Below are 16987 nucleotides of genomic sequence, written 5' to 3'. Positions count from 1 at the left end.
GTCAAGCCTCCGGAGCCAACAGGCCGGTGGACAGGTAGCGATCACCCCGGTCGCAGACGATAAACACGATCACGGCGTTCTCGACCTGCTCTGCCACCCGCAGGGCGCCCGCCAGGGCGCCACCGGAAGACACTCCGGCAAGAATGCCCTCCTCGCGGGCCAGGCGGCGCATGTGAACCTCGGCCTCCTGCTGGCCAATATCGAGCACCCGATCCACCCGTTCTGGCTCGAAAATCTTCGGCAGATACGCCGCTGGCCAACGACGGATACCGGCGATGCTGGCACCGTCCTCCGGCTGCAGGCCGATGATCTGGATGTCGTCGCGCTGCTCCTTGAGATAGCGAGAAACGCCCATGATGGTCCCGGTGGTCCCCATGGAACTGACGAAGTGCGTGATCTGACCATCGGTCTGCTGCCACAGCTCTGGTCCCGTGGTGCGGTAGTGACCGAGCGGATTGTCGGGATTGGCAAACTGGTCCAGTGCCTTGCCCTCGCCCTTGGCGACCATGGTGTCGGCCAGGTCTCGGGCCGCCTCCATGCCACCTTCCTTGCTGACCTCGATCAGCTCCGCACCGTAGGCTGCCATCGCCTGCTTACGCTCACTCGACGCACTCTCCGGCATGATCAGAACCATGCGATAGCCCTTCATCGCGGCCACCATCGCCAAGGCGATACCCGTGTTGCCGGAGGTCGCCTCGATCAGGGTGTCTCCCGGGGCAATATCGCCGCGCCGTTCGGCTTCGTCGAACATCGACAGCGCCGGCCGATCCTTGACCGACCCCGCCGGGTTGTTGCCTTCCAGCTTGGCCAGCAACACATTGTTGCGACCTGCGGTGATTCGCTTGAGCCGAACCAGCGGCGTATGACCCACCAGCTGTTCGAGATAGGGGAAATCCATCACGCTTTCCTTGTAACGTCGTCTGCGGCCATTATATCGACGCCCCTCGCGACTGGACAGGCGTGCTCACTTGGGGTGACATGGAACGTGCGCCGTGACGGGTTCCCGCCCCGGCACGCCTGTAACTCGGCAAGGACTGTGCCATGAGCGTGAAGACAAGGTTGATGCTGGCCCTGGTGGGGCTGCCGCTGGTGCTGCTCAGCCTGGCCGTCGGCCTGACCGTGCAGCAACAGCATGACCTGCGTCAATCGGCACTGGAACAGAACCTGGTTACCGCCACCCAGCTGGTCGCGCCGACGCTCGGCTCGGCGCTGTCGCTGGGGGATACGCCGGGGGTGCAGGCCGCGGCCAACCGGTTGATGGATATCACCAGCATTCGCGCACTGCGCCTGATCCATCGCGACCAGAGCGTAATTGAGCTTGGACGCCTGCGAGGGGCCGCTCTGGACGCCACCCCAGGGGGCCAGGCCCAACTGACCAGACACTACCGCCAATGGGTGATGACGGTGCCGGTCCCGGGCGTCACCGCCGCCTACCTGATCCTCGACGTCGACGCATCACTCCTGCTGCTGGCCACCTACAGCCACCTGGCCAGAGCCGCGGTGGCGCTGCTGGTCAGTGGGCTGCTGCTGTTTCTGGTCGCGCTGACCCTGAGCCGACGCCTGACCCGGCCCATGGACGACATTTCCCACCTGCTGGATCAGCTGGCCGCAGGCCGCCAGCCTAGCCATCTTGCCCTGGACCAGCCTCGGGAGCTGGCGGCGCTGGGCAGTCGTGTCAACGCCTTGATCGACCACCAGGCCCAGGCGCGAGACGACCTTCAACAGCAGATTGAGCACGCCACTGCAGAATTGCAGGAGTCGATGGAAACCATCGAGGTGCAGAACATCGAGCTGGATCTCGCCCACCGACAGGCGGTGGAGGCCAACCGCGTGAAATCGGAATTCCTGGCCAACATGAGCCATGAGATTCGCACCCCCCTGAACGGCATCATCGGCTTCTGCCGCTTGATTGGTCGCTCCTCTCTCGACACCCGCCAACGGGAGTGGCTCGATCAGGTACAGCGCGCCTGCGACAACCTGCTGTCTCTGGTCAACGATGTGCTGGACTTCTCCAAGCTGGAAGCGGGCAAGCTGATTCTGGAAAACGTGCCGGTGGACATTCAGTCGCTGGTCGACGAAGTGCTGGGGCTGCAGGCCCCGCTGGCTCAGCAAAAAGGCCTGCAGCTGCTGAGCCTGGTCTACGATGACGTGCCAGAGGAGTTCATTGGTGATCCCCTGCGCATCCGCCAGATCGTCACCAACCTGGTCAACAACGCCATCAAGTTCACCGAGCGCGGCGATATCATCGTCAGGGTCATGGTCGAAGACACCCAGCATGAGCCCATGAAGCTTCGGATCAGCGTCAGTGACACCGGTATCGGACTCAGTGACAGCCAACAACGACGTCTGTTTCAGGCTTTCCGTCAGGCCGCTGCGAGCCATACCCGCCAGTACGGCGGGACGGGTCTGGGGCTTGCCATATCGCGCCAGCTGGTGGAACAGATGGGTGGCATCATCGGCGTCGACAGCAGTCCTGGACGGGGCTCGACCTTTCACTTCACCCTGCCCTTGGCCGGCATCACGGGAGGCAGCCGCACGCCAGAGCTGTCCCTTGAGCAGATGCCGATCTTTGTCGAGGAACCCCACGGCGCCACCCGCCGCGCCCTGCTGCACCTGCTCAACCAATGGGAAGGCCGCGTCGTGGAGAGCCCACAGCAGGCGCGCCTGGCGCTCGAGGCGATACCTGTCGAGGAGCTGGAAGGCCCAGAGCTCGCCCAACTGCGTGAGCGACTGAATGGCCGCAGCTGCCCCACCCTGCTGTTGATCAACGCGGGCCTGCCGGACATCCCGGCGCTGGAGCTACCGCACCATGTGCGAGTGCTGTCAAAGCCCCTCGCACGCCAGGCGCTGGCCAACGCGCTGGAACCGATCATCGCCCTGACCAAGACGCCTTCGGTGACGGCACTGCCTGCACCGGAGGCCGCCCTGCCACCTCCGGCCAACGAGCAGGCACTGACAGTCGGCCACGCTGTCGGCACCGCTGGACCGGCGAACGCGCCACGGGACCGTCAGACAGAGATCGACAGCGACGCAGCAACACCACAGCCCGGCGGCGCTGTCGCTAGTGACGATCACGCAACCAGCGAGACGGCACAGCTACTGGTGGTGGACGACAGCGAAACCAACCGACTGCTGCTGCGCGAGCTGGTGGAAAGCCCGCGGCGACGGGTTACCCTGGCCAGCAGCGGCGAAGAGGCTCTGGCGCTCGCCCAACAGCAACTCTATGACCTGGTACTGATGGACATTCGCATGGGCGGCATGGATGGCGTGGAGACAGCCCGTGCGATCCGGCAACTCAGTGCCGAGTGGGCCGAACGACCGATTATCGCGGTGACCGCCCACGTACTCGAGAGCCAGCGGAGGGAATTGCTGGCCAACGGCATGAATGACGTACTGATCAAGCCGCTGGATACGACCCGACTCGATGAGCTGCTGACACTCAGACTGGGGAGTGGACTGGAGGAAGAGACACCGCAAGCGCCCCCCACTGCACCCACCCGCGAAGAAGACCTGCCGGACATCGATATCGCGCTGGGAGCGCGACTGGCGGGGGGACGCGAGCCCCTGGCGCGTCAACTGCTGGCGACCCTGGCGGCCTCCCTCGAGCAGACCCGCCAGGAGATTCAGGCGGCACTGGAGGACGAGAACGAGGAAGCCCTGCTCGACGCCATCCATGCGCTGAACGGTGCCTGCCGATACTGCGGCGTACCGCGCATGGCGTTGCTGGTCGAGACCCTCGAAACGCGCCTGCGCTCCCGCGGTATCGACGACGTCCGCCCCCTGCTACCCAGCCTGCAACACGCCATGGAACAGGTCGAACGCTGGCAGGCATCCTCCGGCGAAGTGCCCCTGGAAGCCCCAGGGGACCGCGAGTCACACCGCTAGTCTGGGCGCCTGGAGACGTCGCCGCCCTCGATCACGACGAAGGCGACCACCACATCGCTTTCATCGCTCAAGGACAGATGGCAGCGCGACATGCCGGCCTCCCCCGCAAGGCGCAGGGCTTCTCCCGACAGCGCAATATGGGGGCGCCCAAGAGCATCGTTGACAACCTCGATCTCGGTCCAGCGCATGCCCTGGCGCAGACCCGTGCCCAGCGCCTTGACCCATGCCTCCTTGGCCGCAAAACGCTTGGCCAGGTAGGCGCTGGGGCGCGGGGCATGGGGGTAGCGCAACAGTTCCTTGGGCCCCAGGATACGCTGGGCAAAGCGCGGCCCATGGCGGACCACGGCGGCCTCGAAGCGCTCAATCCGCGCGATATCGGTACCGATTCCGAGAATCACCAGCCGCGCCCCCCTGACACGCTGACATCAATGGGCATGGTCGTGATCGTGATCGTGATCGTGGTCGTGGTCAAACTCCTCGATGGCCGCCACCAGGCCGGCCTCGTAGCCCGACAGCATCAACCGCTTCATCTCTGCCACGGCCTCCTTGAGCCCCACAAACAGCGCGCGCGCGATGATGGCGTGACCGATGTTAAGTTCGTGCAGCCCGGGAATGGCCGCCACCGCCTCCACATTGTGATAATGCAGACCATGTCCCGCATTGACGATCAGCCCCAGCTCCACGGCCATCTCGGCGCCAGCCACGATACGCTGATACTCGCGGCGTGACTCCAGGTCCGATGTCGCTTCGGCGTAGGCCCCGGTGTGCAGCTCGATCACCGGCACCCCGGCACGCTGGGCAGCGGCAATCTGGTCGGGATCGGCATCGATGAACAGGGACACTTCGCAGCCCACCGCTGCCAGACGCTCGCAGGCGGCCTTGACCGCGTCAAACTGACCGACCACATCCAAGCCACCTTCGGTGGTCAGTTCTTCGCGCTTCTCGGGCACCAGGCAGACGTGTGCCGGACGGACCTCCTCGGCCAGGGCCAGCATATCCTCGGTCACCGCCATCTCGAGGTTCATGCGCGTGTTGAGCACTTCAGCCAACACACGTACGTCACGCTCCTGAATATGGCGACGGTCCTCACGTAGATGCACGGTAATCCCGTCAGCACCCGCCTCTTCTGCCGACAAGGCAGCCTGAACCGGATCAGGGTAGCGAGTTCCTCGGGCCTGACGCAGAGTGGCAATGTGATCGATGTTGACGCCCAGCAGCAGTCTTGGGGGGTGCATCAGAGTTCTCCGTCTAGAGGGTGATGAGCGGCGCGCCATCACCGGTACCGGCAAGCCGAACGCGCTGCTCTAGCGCGCATGGTATCACCCCCATGCATCGATCGCTTGCGAGGTTCGGGGCGAGTATCAGTGCCGCTCAGGGCTGTTTCTCTCAACGCTCAGGGCTGTTTCTCACAACGCTCAAGGCTGTATCCCACAACGCTCAGGGCCGTATCCCACAACGCTCAGGGCTCGCTATATCCCGTATCGCTCAAGGCTGTTGCCCAAAGCGCTCAAGGCTGTTGCCGGCGCCGTTGCGCCATGGACACCATCAACCCGCGCGAGCGCAGCGGTCGGTCCCCCAGCAAAGGGGCCAAGGCTGCCCTGCTGAGGACCTTGGCGGGACCGGCAAGGCCAGGCTCGCCCCAGTCGGCAGACGACAGCAGCTTCAGGGTGCGACCATCAAGCCCGCTGCCCGCGGCCACAAAGGTTCGGCTCGCGGCATCAAATCGATAGCGAGCCTGAGGATCCAGACTGGCACCGCTCGCCACGCTAAAGCGAGGCAAGGCGTCCAGCGCATCAAGCAGGGCGTATTCCAGGCGGCGCAGAGCTGACGCGCGGCTGGCGGGCACGGCCAATGCGTCGACGGCCGAGGCATAGAACGCAAAGACCTGGGCCACGGGAAACTCCACCGGCAGCAGGCGCGTCAGCAGCTCGTTGGCATACAACCCGCACAGCAGTCCCTCACCCACCAGCATTGCCGCTGGGCCGCGAGACTCCATCAGTCTCAGGCGCTTCAGCTCACGCTCCCCCTGCCAGGTCAGGTGCAATGGGGCGAACGGCTGCAGCTGACCGCGTGCTCGGCTCTTGGGACGCTGCACGCCCTGAGCCACGGCGCGCACGCGGCCGTGGTCCAGGGTCAGCAATTCGACCAGGGCACTGGTCTCGCGATAGGGTCGCTTGTGTAAGAGAAAGGCGGGTTGCGGCTGCATGTCGCGTCGCGTCCGAAAAGAGGCAGCGAAGGGGCCGCCGGCCTGGCCGGCGGCGGAGGGCTTCAGTCGAGGTCGTAGCCGAGGCTCTTCAGCGCTCGCTCGTCATCGGACCAGCCACGCTTCACCTTGACCCACAGGTTGAGCATGACCTTCTTGTCGAGCGCCCGTTCCATGTCCAGTCGGGCTTCGCGGCCAATCTTCTTGATCCGATCGCCGCTCTCGCCAATCAGGATCTTCTTCTGCCCCTGGCGTTCCACCAGGATCAGCGCGCTGATGTGCACCACCCGGGCCTCGTCACGAAACTCCTCGATCTCCACCGTCATCTGGTAGGGCAGCTCATCACCCAACTGACGCATGACCTTCTCGCGCACCATCTCGGCGGCCAGGAAGCGCATGCTCTTGTCGGTAACCTGGTCTTCCGGGAAGTAGTGAATGCCTTCAGGCAGGTGCTTGTCGATCTCGGCTTCAAGCTCGGGCACGTTGGTGCCGTGTTGGGCAGCAATCGGCACAACGGCGGCAAACTCACGCTTGTTGCCAAGCTCCGCGAGCCAAGGCAGCAATGACGCCTTGTCCTGCAGACGATCCACCTTGTTGACCGCCAGGATGACCGGTGCCTTCACGTTGGCCAGACGGTCCAGCACGATCTGGTCTTCTTCCGTCCAGCGCGTACGATCGACCAGGAACACCACGCAGTTCACATCACGCAGGGCCTGCACCGCCGCCTGGTTCATGAAGCGGTTGATGGCCTTGTTGCGATCCTTGCCGAGAATATGGATACCTGGCGTATCCACGAAGATCGTCTGGGCTTCGCCTTCGGTCTTGATCCCGAGCACCTGATGGCGCGTCGTCTGCGGGCGACGTGACGTGATCGATATCTTCTGGCCAAGAATGCGATTCATCAGCGTCGACTTGCCGACGTTGGGTCGACCGACAATGGCCACAAATCCACAGGTCTGGCTCATGCGCTGGCTCCCTTCGGGTCAAGACGCTTCAAGGCGCTTTCTGCCGCCATTTGTTCGGCGTGGCGACGGCTGGCTCCGGTGCCGATCGTGTGTTCGTCGAGCATCTCGACGTGGCATTCGACGGTAAAGGTCTGGGCATGCGCCTCACCCTCCACCGAGGTCACCTCGTAACGCGGCAGTGGCGCCTGACGGGACTGCAGAAATTCCTGCAGGCGGGTCTTGGGGTCTTTCTGGGACTCCTTGAGGTCAATACGCCCCAGACGTTCCTCGAACCAGGCCAGCACACGGCTTCTGACCGTGTCCATACCCGCATCCAGATAGATCGCGCCGATCACCGCTTCGACGGCGTCGGCCAGAATCGACTCGCGCCGATGGCCGCCGCTCTTCATCTCGCCGGAGCCCAGGCGCAGACACTCCCCGAAGCGCATCTCCCGGGCCAGTTCCGCCAGCGTCTGTCCCTTCACCAGGCGGGCCCGCAGACGCGACAACTGCCCTTCCCGAGCTTCAGGGAAACGGGCAAACAAGGCCTCGGCAATGACAAAGTTGACGATCGAGTCACCGAGGAACTCGAGGCGCTCGTTATTTCGACCACCGTAACTGCGGTGGGTCATGGCCAGTTCCAGAAGATCGGGGTTCTGGAAATCATGGCCAATTCGGCGACTGAAGGGAATCAGGGGATTGCTCACGACGCTCCTGTTAATTCTGTAATCTGACGATGGGGACACCTGGCCGCCAGGATGCGATCAAGGAATCGACCGCACGCTGGCGAAACTCGGCAATCCACCGTCCCAATGCATCCACACTGCGAAGGCCTTGCCGACGATGTTTTCTTCGGGGATGAAGCCCCAATAGCGGCTGTCATTGGAATGGTCCCGGTTGTCACCCATGGCAAAGTACATGCCTTCAGGCACGACCACATCATGGACCAACGGGCTAGTAGCACGAGGATTATTGTAGATCTGATGCTGATGCTCGCCCAGCTGTTCGGAGAACAGCAGCTCGCCTGGAGCACTGTCGGGAGCATCGTCAAGCAACGTCTTGGGCACGGCCTCGCCATTGACGTAAAGCTGCCTGTCAACGTAGCGCAGGGTATCTCCCGGCACCGCCACGACCCGCTTGATGAAATTCACCGAGGGATCCTGGGGAAAGCGGAACACCATCACGTCTCCCCGCTCCGGCTCGTTGACGTCCAGCACCTTGGTATTGCTCACCGGCAGCCGAAGGCCGTAGGTAAACTTGTTGACCAGAATGAAGTCGCCGATCTCGAGGGTCGGACGCATCGAGCCCGAGGGAATCTGAAACGGTTCCACCACAAAGCTTCTGAGCACCAGCACCACCAGCAGCACTGGAAAGAAGGACCTGGCATAGTCCACCGGCCAGGGTTCCTTGCTGGCCAGGGTCCGCGCTGTGGTGCCTACCCCTTCGGTGGTGCCGGCTTCGGCCATCTCGGTGTGGGCTCGACGGCGAGGACGCCACCAGACCAGGTCGAGCAGCCAGATCAGGCCAGTGACGGCAACCGCGATCACCAGCAACAGGGAGAAGTCCATATCAGTCATTCCAGGTGGCTTGATAGACAATAGGGATCGGGCGGATGGCCCCGGCAACTACGCCGGGACGTGCACCACGCCCGAGGGGAACGCTAGTCGTTCACCTTGAGTACGGCGAGGAAGGCGTCCTGAGGAATTTCCACGCGACCGACCTGCTTCATGCGCTTCTTGCCGGCCTTCTGCTTCTCGAGCAGCTTCTTCTTACGCGTCATGTCACCGCCGTAACACTTGGCGGTGACGTTCTTGCGCAGTGCCTTGACGGTCGAGCGCGCCACCACCTGACCACCGATGGCAGCCTGAATCGCCACGTCAAACATCTGACGGGGAATCAGCTCCTTCATCTTCTCCACCAGGATCCGGCCGCGGCTGTGGGCGTGATCACGATGGATGATGACCGCCAGCGCATCGACCCGATCACCGTTGATCAGAACGTCAAGACGCACCAGCTTGGCCGCTTCAAAGCGCTCGAAATTGTACTCGAGTGAGGCATAGCCCTTGGAGATCGACTTGAGTCGATCGAAGAAGTCCATGACCACTTCGCTCATCGGCAGTTCGTAGGTCAGCTGGATCTGGCTGCCCAGGAACAGCATGTCCTTCTGGGTACCGCGGCGCAGTTCGCACTCGCTGATCACGTTGCCGACAAACTCCTGGGGCACCAGGATGCTGGCCCGAACGATCGGCTCACGCATCTCTTCGACGTCCGCCATGTCAGGCAGCTTCGACGGGTTGGAAACGTAGCGAACCTCGCCGTTCTTCATTCCCAGTTCATAGACCACCGTGGGAGCGGTGGTCAGCAGGTCCAGGTCGTATTCGCGCTCCAGGCGCTCCTGAACGATTTCCATGTGCAGCGTGCCGAGGAAGCCGACGCGGAAACCAAAGCCAAGGGCATCCGAGTTTTCCGGCTCATAGTCCAGCGAAGCATCGTTCAGTGCCAGCTTTTCCAGGGCGTCACGGAAGTCCTCGTAGTCATCTGCGCTGACCGGGAACATGCCTGCGTACACCTGAGGCTTGACCTTCTGGAACCCGGGCAGACGCTTGACGTCAGGAGTCTTGGCGTGGGAAATCGTATCCCCCACCGGCGCCCCGTGGATGTCCTTGATACCGGCTACCACAAAGCCCACCTCGCCGGCGCGCAGGATATCGGTTTCCTTGCGCAGCGGCGTGAAGATCCCCACCTCGTTGGCCTGCCAGTCACGCCCGGTCGACAGAATGCGAATCTTCTCGCCCTTCTTCAATACACCATCGAAGATACGGACCAGGGATACCACGCCAAGGTAGTTATCGAACCAGGAATCGATGATCAGCGCCTGCAGCGGCTTCTCGGGATCCCCCTTGGGCGGCGGGATGTCGCGCACCAGGCGCTCCAGCAAGGCGTCAATGCCCATGCCGCTCTTGGCGGAAACCTGGCAGGCATCGGTCGCGTCGAGGCCGATGATTTCCTCTACCTCGTGAGCCACCTTGTCCGGATCCGCCTGGGGCAGGTCCATCTTGTTAAGCACCGGCAACACCTCGAGGCCTTGCTCGATGGCGGTATAGCAGTTGGCGACGGACTGGGCTTCCACCCCTTGAGCGGCATCGACCACCAGCAACGCGCCCTCACAGGCGTACAGCGAACGCGACACCTCATAGGAAAAGTCGACGTGCCCTGGCGTATCGATGAAGTTGAGCTGGTAGGTCTGGCCATCATTGGCATGATAATCCAGCGTCACCGACTGGGCCTTGATGGTAATACCGCGCTCACGCTCCAGATCCATCGAATCCAGCACCTGATCCTTGAGCTCACGCTCGGTCAGGCCTCCGCAGTTCTGGATCAGGCGATCGGCCAGGGTAGACTTGCCATGGTCAATATGAGCGATGATCGAGAAGTTGCGTATATTGTTGATTACCTTGCGGTTATCAGGTTCTGACATGCTGGATGATTCCATCTTGAGAACGCGCCGAAGGGCAACGAGAACAACCTTGCCTGGGTGACGCCGAGAAAAAGTTGGCGCCATTGTACCGGCATCCCCTGCCCCGCGCATCCCAAGCCGCATCGGCGGGCTGTTGTAGCGTGGCAGAAGACGACAACGCCCGGGGGTGAACCCGGGCGTTCGTCACCAGCAAAAAATGCCTGTTGGCGCTCAGTCGTCGGCCAGGCGCAGCGCCACGAACAGCGAGCGCCCATCGCGATACAAACGCACCGGCACCGCACGATCAGCGGGCAATTCACGCACCAGCTGGCTCAACTGGCGGCCGCTTTCCACCGGCGTCTGATCCACACTGACGATGATGTCGCCAGGGCGAATACCGGAAGCCGCCGCCACGCCACGGGGATCCACATCGCTGACCCGCACACCAGCGTCGATGCCGTACTTGCCGAGCTCCGCCTGTGTCAGCGCCTGCACCGCAATCCCCAGGCGGGCCGGCGAGGCGCTGCTGGAGGACTCACCACTGCCCCCAGCCAACGCTTCAGGCCAGTCGCCCACGGTGACCGTCAGGGTTTGCCGATCTCCTCCACGCAGCACGCTCAGCTCAACCTCACTGTCCGGGGCCACGCGACCAATCAAGCGCGGCAGGCTGCTGGAACGCTCGACGGCTTCGCCGTCCACTTCCAGCACGATATCCCCCGCTTCCAGACCGTCCCGGGCGGCAGGACCATCCGGGTCGACATCGGCGATCAAGGCGCCTTCTGGCCGCTCCATGCCAAAGGACTCTGCCAGATCCTTGGAGACCGGCTGAATCATCACGCCCAGCCAACCACGGGTGACATGGCCTTCGCTACGCAATTGATCGGCAATGTCCATGGCCACGTTGATCGGAATCGCGAACGACAGGCCCATGAAGCCGCCGCTACGTGTGAAGATCTGCGAGTTGATACCGATCACCTCGCCGTCCAGGTTAAACAGCGGACCGCCGGAATTCCCGGGGTTGATCGCCACGTCCGTCTGGATAAAGGGCACATAGGCATCCCGCGGCAAGGTGCGATTGATGGCAGAGATGATGCCCGCCGTCACCGAATGATCAAAGCCGAAGGGCGAGCCGATGGCCGCTACCCACTCGCCAACCTTGAGGTCATCGGAGTCCCCCAGGGACAGCGTCGGCAGGTCACTGGCGTCGACCTTGAGCACCGCCACGTCGGTCTTCTCATCAGCACCGACCAGTTCGGCCTTGAGATCCCGACGATCATTGAGGCGAACCATGATCTCGTCGGCACCCTCCACCACATGGGCATTGGTCATGATGTAGCCATCGGCATCGATCACGAAACCAGAACCGAGCGACTGGCGCTCTTCGGTGTGGCCACCACCGCCACCGCCCGGGGGTACCGGAAAGCGATCCCCAAAGAAGTGACGGAAGATATCGGGAATCTCCTGACCGCCAAAGTTGCCAAAGGGCGTTGAATACCCTTCTGTCACGCGGGTCGTGGAAATATTGACCACGCCTGGGGCGGCCTCTTCGACCAACTCGGTGAAATCGGGAAGATCCCTGGCCAGACTGGATTGGGCTACGACCATGCCCACCATCAGCGCCATCCACGTGGACAGGGTGCGAGTCATCGGCTTCATGCAAGGCTCCTGCTAGGACTCTGATTGCGAGAGAAGCGACCTGAGAGAGGCACGGAATACACCGCTCTGTGCGTCATCTATTCGATGCGTCCCTGGGGTCGCTACATGTTTTACCGTCGCCAGCGCAAAAGGTTCAATCGTTAGCGAGCAAGCCACCCTTAACGAGACCGCACCTCGGCCGCCTCGTCCGACACATCGACAGGCGCGCCCACCAACTGAGGGCGAAACTGTGCTCCCTGCCGCTGCAGATGACGACGCAGCAACGCCGCGCCGACCACCAGCCCAGCAACAAAGGCGAGAGGCGATGACCAGTGCTCCGGCCAGGCCAGCTCCACCAGCAGGGTCAGGCCCAACGCCACCCATAGCGGCAGCCCGTACATCAACACGCTGGCTCGCACCAGCGTCGCCGAGGCCAGCCTGATCGTCACAGGCTTGCCAATGGGAGGCCGGGATGTGGTCGCCACCTCAAGCTCACGGCGCTCAGGCGTGTCCTGGGACAGCCAACGGGCGCCGCAACCGCCCCGCGCAGCACACTGCCCGCAGCCAGGCTGAGGCTTCACGGCCACCCGAATACCGTCGAGGGTCCAGCCGATCACGGTCGCCTCTGCGGTGGCGCAGGACCCACTCATGATGACGCGCTCTGGCCGTCAGTCGTCAACGAGGGAGCCGATGACGCCTCTCCCATCTCCAGGGTCTCGACCACTCGGATCAATACGCTGGGGGGCAACTCACCGACGGCCACCACCTGGAGCAACTGTCCCTGCTGCTGAATCCGACGTACCGCGGCGTGACTGGCGCCCAGTCGGTGCACCCCAGGACGCAGCGCCCGCGCCCCGGCAACCGGCTCGACAAACAGGCTGATGGTCGACAGGCCATCACTGTAAAGCTTGTGACGACGGGGCTCATCGGTATCGTCCGCCATCGCCATCAGAGGCTGGGCAACGAACCCACCCGGCAGCCAGCCGGCGCGCCAGGCGAGGGTCGCAGAGGACGCGGGGCGCTTCAGTTCGACCCTGCCCTGATAGCGCTGCGGCGGTGTCATCGCGACAACCTGGAAGGTATCCAGCACGCGCCCGTTGTCATCGATCAGCGCCCGCTTTAGAGGAATCGCCGTTTCCCGGTCCAGCCACATGCGATAGCCGTAGCGCATGTCATCCAGGGGCAGCAGCTCGAGCCGCACCGCCGCCCGGTTGGCAATGCGCTCTTCACCGTCGAGTCGCAGGCGATAGAAATGGCTCAGATGCTCGACCAGGGCCTCGGGGGAAGCCGGTGCGGCACCCTCCGGGGAAGGCAGTTCGAAGCGAAAGGCACCGCCCTCTCGCAGCAGCGAACGATTAGGTCCATCAAGAAAGTGCAGGCGATCTCGCTCCACCCCCTGACGGATGTCTCGCGCTACCGACAGGGTAACCACCTCGTCATCGACAATCCGCACCGCGCGGGCCTGATACTGGTAACAATGGGATGCCCACACGCTGCGCTCGAACCATTCTCCCGGTTCAGAGGGAGGCGCCAGTGCAGGTAGCGCGGCACAGTCATAGACGCTCTGAACATCAGCCGCCTCAGACGGCGCCCCGGCAAGCGCAGGGCTGGAGGAGACGGGCGCGCTCTGCGCCAGCGTCAGCGGAGAAAGGCACAGGCAGGCGAGAAGGAGCGTCAGCCGACCCGTCACGGAAGCATGCGGCCCTGCATATGGCATAGGAGGTGTGTCCCGACAGGCTTGTCATTAACGACGCCCGGCCCCATCAGGGGCCGGACAAATCCATCATGTGCGCAAGCGACAGTCATCGCTGCGGCAATCCGCGTCTGTTCAGCGCGCCTCGACGGGCGTACTGCGCAGCATCGGCATCCAGTTGTCGGCGCTGCTGAAGGCGGCGCCCTGGGCATGCCGATCAAGGTAGGACTGCAACAGCTGTGCCTGGGCCTGATCGCTGACCCGGGATTGCTGGGCCGAAGGTGACAGCATCATCGGTGACGCCACCTGCGCACCGACCGTCATCAACCCGCTATTCGTAGCTCCATTGCCGGCCCCGGACTGGAACATCGGCAAATCCATCAGCGAGGGGCGCGAGGCCGCCACGCTGGCCAGCTCCGCGCCGGCATTGGCATTAGACACGCTGGCCGGCTGGGCGGCACCGTTTCCGGCGGCCAAGCCTGCAGTGCCAGCGGCAGGCGCGGCATCAAAGGACGAGTTGTAGAACTGCACGCCGCTGATCACCATCAACGACACCGCCGCCGCAATGCCCGCTCCGCGCGCCAGGCCAATGCCTCCACGCTGCGCTGTGCCTTGTGGGGACGACTCCACCAGCGGAGCAGGCTCATCCTCCAGTCGGGCCATGATGCCGGCCGACAGATCCACGGAGGGATCGGTATCTGTCTCGCGGCGCAGAGCAGACCGCATCAGATGGTAACGGCGCCAGCTTTCTGCGCTGTCCTGGTCGCCATCCAGTGCCTTCAGCACCCGACGCAGCTCCAGCTCGTCACCTTCATTGTCCATCAGGGCTGAAAGCGATTCCCGTGCGTTCAGACTCATTCTCCACACCTCATTTCGACGAAGCGTCACGCCTACAGGTCCAAGACCCTAGAATCGGCGTCAGGTTCCACTACCGAACTGCCTTTGTTCTGCCGCCTTGAAGCCAGCTACAGCGTGCGGCGTGAGGCAATGGAAGCCCAATGCATGTATCGGTCAGTCACTGGGTAAGACGCCCATTCTCGCCAACAGTTCATCTCAATTTGAAAAAAATGGGGAAGTCGCATGATTTGCCCTTTTCCCCAGGCCACTAAAGCCGCTCCTGCCGCCTATTCAGACAGGGATTCCGCATTGCGCGACGTGGTCATCAGCGGCTGAATATGCTGATCCACTGCTTCCCGCGCGCGGAAGATACGCGATCGCACGGTACCGACCGGACATTGCATGATCTGGGCAATATCTTCATAGGACAGACCGTCGAGTTCACGCAGGGTGATCGCGGTACGCAGGTCATCGGGCAGATTTTCGATGGCCTCAAACACCGCTGACTCAAGCTGATCCCGAGCAATCGAGGCCTCGGGCGTCTCGATGTCAGCGAGCCGACCGCTCATGTCCAGAATCTCGGCATCGTTGATGTCCAGATCACTGCCCGGCGGACGCCGACCACGTGATACCAGGTGGTTCTTGGCGGTGTTGATGGCAATACGGTACATCCAGGTATAGAAAGCACTCTCAGCCCGAAACTTGCCAAGTGCGCGATAGGCCTTGATAAAGGCCTCCTGAGCAACGTCCTGCACCTCGGCATGATCATTGATGTAGCGCCCGATCAGTCCGAGAATCTTGTGCTGATACTTCTTGACCAGAAGATCAAAGGCGCGGGTATCGCCCTTCTGGGCTCGCGCTACCAGTTGCTGGTCCGTTTCCTTGGCCGTCATCTCTCTCCTCCCCGACGGTGTCGGGCTGACGGCGCCGGACCCTCGGACTGGCCCGTGGCAACAGGGAAGCCCCTTTCACCCGTCGGCGACGTATAGGTCATAAGACTCGTCATGATAAAAGGCACAAGTGTTCCTGTTTCCGTGTCTCGCATCAAGCGTTCTCTGGCTCTATTTGTTGAAGCCGGTCGGACAGCGGATGCGCGACAAGGTTCCGTTGAACGATTGAAGTTTCCCTTGCCTCAAGGGATAGTAGGACCACGCAAAAACGTCAGCGCTGACACGATACACACAGGTAGACCTCATGTCCGACAAGCAGGTGAACAACCTCAACGTCCTGGCCCAGGATGTTCTCGTCACCCCAGAGCAATTGAAGCAGGAAATTCCACTGTCCGCCGAGGCAGAGGCCACGGTGATCGAAGGCCGCAAGACCGTCCAGAATATTCTCGACGGCAGCGACCCGCGCCTGCTGATGGTCGTCGGCCCCTGCTCCATCCACGACGTCGACGCAGCGCTGGATTACGCGCGCCGTCTGCGCCGCCTCGCCGATGAGGTAAAGGACAGCCTGTTCATCGTCATGCGCGTGTATTTCGAGAAGCCGCGCACCACCGTTGGCTGGAAGGGACTGATCAACGACCCTCACCTCAACGACTCCTTCGAGATCGAGGAAGGACTGCACATCGCTCGGCGCCTGCTGGTGGAACTGTCGGAGCTTGGCCTGCCACTGGCCACCGAAGCGCTTGACCCGATCTCCCCTCAGTACCTGCAGGACTGCATCAGCTGGTCGGCGATCGGTGCTCGCACCACCGAGTCTCAGACCCACCGCGAAATGTCGTCTGGCCTGTCCTGTCCGGTGGGCTTCAAGAACGGCACTGACGGCAGCCTGGACGTGGCGGTCAATGCGCTGCAGTCGGTGGCTCACCCCCATAACTTCCTCGGCATCGACCAGCAGGGCAAGGTCGCCATCATCCGCACCCGTGGCAATGCCTATGCCCACGTGGTTCTGCGCGGAGGCAACGGCAAGCCTAACTATGACAGCGTCAGCGTGGCGCTGGCGGAGCAAGAGCTGAAGAAGGCTGGGGTGAAGCCGAACATCATGATCGACTGCTCCCACGCCAACTCCAACAAGGACGCTGCCCTGCAGCCACTGGTGCTCGACAACGTCACCCACCAGATTCTGGACGGCAATCGCTCGATCATCGGGCTGATGGTCGAGTCCAACATCGGCTGGGGCAACCAGAAGATCAAGCAGGATCGCAGCGAAATGGCCTACGGCGTTTCGGTCACCGATGCCTGTATCGACTGGGACACTACCGTGGAAGCGCTGCGCGGCATGAACGAGCGCCTGGCCCCGGTACTGACCAAGCGCCTCGGCTAGCCCCACCAAGCCAGAGAGCTGGCTGCACCAGCGTCTTCACGCAACGAGCCCGCCAATGGCGGGCT

Annotated in this window: 15 protein-coding genes; 2 read left to right on the top strand and 13 right to left on the bottom strand. The window is 62.7% G+C overall.

From position 1 onward, the window contains the following. Nucleotide 1: 1 nt before the first annotated feature. Complete coding sequence (gene cysM, locus JF545_RS01415) at nt 2–898, bottom strand: cysteine synthase CysM (protein ID WP_206937626.1); 897 nt, start codon at nt 896–898, stop codon at nt 2–4. Between the two features lie 143 nt (nt 899–1041). Between cysM and JF545_RS01410 the strand changes: the two genes are divergently transcribed. Further along, nucleotides 1042–3885, top strand: coding sequence for an ATP-binding protein (locus tag JF545_RS01410; protein WP_206937624.1), 2844 nt, complete (start codon nt 1042–1044; stop codon nt 3883–3885). Here the strand turns inward: JF545_RS01410 and JF545_RS01405 are convergent. The 12 genes from JF545_RS01405 to rpoE all read right to left on the bottom strand — a co-directional run bounded on the left by JF545_RS01405 (nt 3882) and on the right by rpoE (nt 15547). After that, nucleotides 3882–4283, bottom strand: coding sequence for a holo-ACP synthase (locus tag JF545_RS01405; protein WP_206937609.1), 402 nt, complete (start codon nt 4281–4283; stop codon nt 3882–3884). The genes JF545_RS01410 and JF545_RS01405 overlap by 4 nt on opposite strands. A 27-nt stretch (nt 4284–4310) precedes the next feature. Further along, complete coding sequence (gene pdxJ / locus JF545_RS01400; protein ID WP_206937606.1) at nt 4311–5120, bottom strand: pyridoxine 5'-phosphate synthase; 810 nt, start codon at nt 5118–5120, stop codon at nt 4311–4313. Nucleotides 5121–5392: 272 nt separating this feature from the next. Continuing rightward, on the bottom strand, nt 5393–6091 hold the full coding sequence (recO, locus tag JF545_RS01395; protein WP_206937591.1) for a DNA repair protein RecO: 699 nt from the start codon (nt 6089–6091) through the stop codon (nt 5393–5395). 62 nt (nt 6092–6153) lie between these two features. After that, nucleotides 6154–7053, bottom strand: a complete 900-nt coding sequence (gene era / locus JF545_RS01390; protein WP_206937566.1) for a GTPase Era — start codon at nt 7051–7053, stop codon at nt 6154–6156. Beyond that, nucleotides 7050–7739 carry a ribonuclease III gene (gene rnc, locus JF545_RS01385; protein ID WP_206937543.1) on the bottom strand — a complete coding sequence of 230 codons (690 nt, stop codon included), beginning with the start codon at nt 7737–7739 and terminating at the stop codon, nt 7050–7052. The genes era and rnc overlap by 4 nt, the downstream gene beginning before the upstream one ends. A gap of 57 nt (nt 7740–7796) precedes the next feature. Further along, a complete protein-coding gene (gene lepB, locus JF545_RS01380; RefSeq protein ID WP_206937539.1) occupies nt 7797–8600 on the bottom strand; it encodes a signal peptidase I in 804 nt (267 codons plus the stop codon). A gap of 92 nt (nt 8601–8692) precedes the next feature. Continuing rightward, a complete protein-coding gene (gene lepA, locus JF545_RS01375; RefSeq protein ID WP_206937537.1) occupies nt 8693–10510 on the bottom strand; it encodes a translation elongation factor 4 in 1818 nt (605 codons plus the stop codon). A gap of 210 nt (nt 10511–10720) precedes the next feature. Next, a complete protein-coding gene (locus tag JF545_RS01370; protein WP_206937534.1) occupies nt 10721–12145 on the bottom strand; it encodes a DegQ family serine endoprotease in 1425 nt (474 codons plus the stop codon). A 158-nt stretch (nt 12146–12303) separates the two neighbouring features. Beyond that, a complete protein-coding gene (locus tag JF545_RS01365) occupies nt 12304–12774 on the bottom strand; it encodes a SoxR reducing system RseC family protein (RefSeq protein ID WP_206937531.1) in 471 nt (156 codons plus the stop codon). Continuing rightward, nucleotides 12771–13841 carry a MucB/RseB C-terminal domain-containing protein gene (locus JF545_RS01360; RefSeq protein ID WP_206937528.1) on the bottom strand — a complete coding sequence of 357 codons (1071 nt, stop codon included), beginning with the start codon at nt 13839–13841 and terminating at the stop codon, nt 12771–12773. Before JF545_RS01360 ends, JF545_RS01365 begins: the two co-directional genes overlap by 4 nt. Before the next feature lie 111 nt (nt 13842–13952). Further along, nucleotides 13953–14675 carry a sigma-E factor negative regulatory protein gene (locus JF545_RS01355; RefSeq protein ID WP_206937510.1) on the bottom strand — a complete coding sequence of 241 codons (723 nt, stop codon included), beginning with the start codon at nt 14673–14675 and terminating at the stop codon, nt 13953–13955. A gap of 266 nt (nt 14676–14941) precedes the next feature. Further along, nucleotides 14942–15547, bottom strand: coding sequence for an RNA polymerase sigma factor RpoE (gene rpoE / locus JF545_RS01350; RefSeq protein ID WP_206937507.1), 606 nt, complete (start codon nt 15545–15547; stop codon nt 14942–14944). 301 nt (nt 15548–15848) lie between these two features. Here rpoE and JF545_RS01345 point away from each other — a divergent pair, with 301 nt between their 5' ends. Beyond that, nucleotides 15849–16922 (top strand): 3-deoxy-7-phosphoheptulonate synthase, encoded by a 1074-nt coding sequence (locus JF545_RS01345; protein WP_206937503.1) that lies wholly within the window; start codon nt 15849–15851, stop codon nt 16920–16922. The last annotated feature ends 65 nt before the right edge of the window (nt 16923–16987 follow it).

This window comes from Halomonas litopenaei, from assembly GCF_017303055.1.
Lineage (GTDB): Bacteria > Pseudomonadota > Gammaproteobacteria > Pseudomonadales > Halomonadaceae > Halomonas > Halomonas litopenaei_A.
The sequence above is the reverse complement of the archived record's forward strand: the minus strand, read 5'-3'. Positions and strand labels throughout refer to the sequence as shown.

Bases quoted from the DNA above. Each gene is read 5' to 3' on its own strand.
- JF545_RS01360 (WP_206937528.1), bottom strand. From the start codon at position 13,841: ATGCCATATGCAGGGCCGCATGCTTCCGTGACGGGTCGGCTGACGCTC.
- JF545_RS01365 (WP_206937531.1), bottom strand. From the start codon at position 12,774: ATGAGTGGGTCCTGCGCCACCGCAGAGGCGACCGTGATCGGCTGGACC.
- lepB (WP_206937539.1), bottom strand. From the start codon at position 8,600: ATGGACTTCTCCCTGTTGCTGGTGATCGCGGTTGCCGTCACTGGCCTG.
- JF545_RS01370 (WP_206937534.1), bottom strand. From the start codon at position 12,145: ATGAAGCCGATGACTCGCACCCTGTCCACGTGGATGGCGCTGATGGTG.
- JF545_RS01410 (WP_206937624.1), top strand. From the start codon at position 1,042: ATGAGCGTGAAGACAAGGTTGATGCTGGCCCTGGTGGGGCTGCCGCTG.
- pdxJ (WP_206937606.1), bottom strand. From the start codon at position 5,120: ATGCACCCCCCAAGACTGCTGCTGGGCGTCAACATCGATCACATTGCC.
- cysM (WP_206937626.1), bottom strand. From the start codon at position 898: ATGGATTTCCCCTATCTCGAACAGCTGGTGGGTCATACGCCGCTGGTT.
- rpoE (WP_206937507.1), bottom strand. From the start codon at position 15,547: ATGACGGCCAAGGAAACGGACCAGCAACTGGTAGCGCGAGCCCAGAAG.
- era (WP_206937566.1), bottom strand. From the start codon at position 7,053: ATGAGCCAGACCTGTGGATTTGTGGCCATTGTCGGTCGACCCAACGTC.
- lepA (WP_206937537.1), bottom strand. From the start codon at position 10,510: ATGTCAGAACCTGATAACCGCAAGGTAATCAACAATATACGCAACTTC.
- recO (WP_206937591.1), bottom strand. From the start codon at position 6,091: ATGCAGCCGCAACCCGCCTTTCTCTTACACAAGCGACCCTATCGCGAG.
- JF545_RS01345 (WP_206937503.1), top strand. From the start codon at position 15,849: ATGTCCGACAAGCAGGTGAACAACCTCAACGTCCTGGCCCAGGATGTT.
- JF545_RS01355 (WP_206937510.1), bottom strand. From the start codon at position 14,675: ATGAGTCTGAACGCACGGGAATCGCTTTCAGCCCTGATGGACAATGAA.